The following is a 1,102-nucleotide window of genomic DNA, read 5'->3' as shown; positions in this document are numbered from 1 at the left end:
CAGCTTTTTCGCCTCGATAAATTTACGACGAGCATGAGCCCAGCAGCCGATTAAGGTTGCCTGTGTTTTGGCATAGGCCTGATAACCATCCACGTGTAAATACCCTTGATATCCATCAAGATAATTGACCACGCACGTGGCTGCGCGACTATTGTGGAAGTCGTAAAGCACGATATTAGGGATAGGATTATTCGGGTCTGGTGAATCTCGACCTGAACAATACACCCACATGTAGCTGTTCACTTTGTCGGATTTCATCACTTTTAAGGGCGTTTCATCGGCAAACAACGTGGGTTGCTTTAATAGCTCGGCTTTAAGTCGTTCTACTAATGGTGCGAAGAGTGTGGCAGATTTGTCTATCCAACTGCTCATGGTCTGACGGCTCAGCTCAATACCGTATTGCTTGAACATTGCTTCCTGGCGATAAAGCGGTAACCCATATTGGTATTTACTGGTGATAAGCTGACTGAGCAAACTGCTTGTTGCAATGCCTTTGTTGATGGGCATGGCTGGCATTGAGGCTTGCTTTATCGGGGTGTGAGTCGAGGCTTTATCACAGTGGCGGCAGGCGTATTTAGGCCTAATGTGCTCAATCACTTTGATTTGAGCGGGAATAAACTCAAGCTTTTCTGACTTATCTTCACCCATTCTATGTAGCTCACCGCCACAACAATCACAGGTTTTATCATCAATGTCGTGAATAACCTGCTCACGAGGTAAGTCTTTTGGTAGCGGCTTACGCACAGGCCTTTTACGGGTGTAGCTAATGGATTGTTGCTCTGCCTCAAATTCCTCAACAATCTCTTCCACTTCATTAAATAATTCGCCTTGCCCCACAAAGCCTTCAGCACTTTTGCCGAATTGTTTTTGTTGAGCTAAACGCCAGCGCTCTTCCAAGGCTGCGATTTGTGCATCTTTTTGTAAAGATAATTGCCGCTCATTTTCGAGCAGTTTTTCCAGCTCAGCGATACGCTGTTGAAGGGCGAGTACATTATTCATAATGCCTATTTTAAGGCATTAATAACGGCTTTCCAGTACTAACTGAACGTCTTTTGATGATCATCAATCGATCGCAAATATTACAAGACTTGCTTACCTGCAA

Annotated in this window: 1 protein-coding gene; it reads right to left on the bottom strand. The window is 44.6% G+C overall.

The window, feature by feature from the left end:
• A partial coding sequence (gene tnpC, locus IEY42_RS22130) for an IS66 family transposase (RefSeq protein WP_188927321.1) occupies window positions 1–999 on the bottom strand: 999 nt, incomplete at its 3' end.
• Between the last annotated feature and the right edge of the window lie 103 nt (window positions 1,000–1,102).

The organism is Shewanella algicola, from assembly GCF_014648035.1.
GTDB lineage: Bacteria > Pseudomonadota > Gammaproteobacteria > Enterobacterales > Shewanellaceae > Shewanella > Shewanella algicola.
Note: the sequence above shows the minus strand (reverse complement) of the source record. Positions and strands in the feature narration are given on the sequence as shown.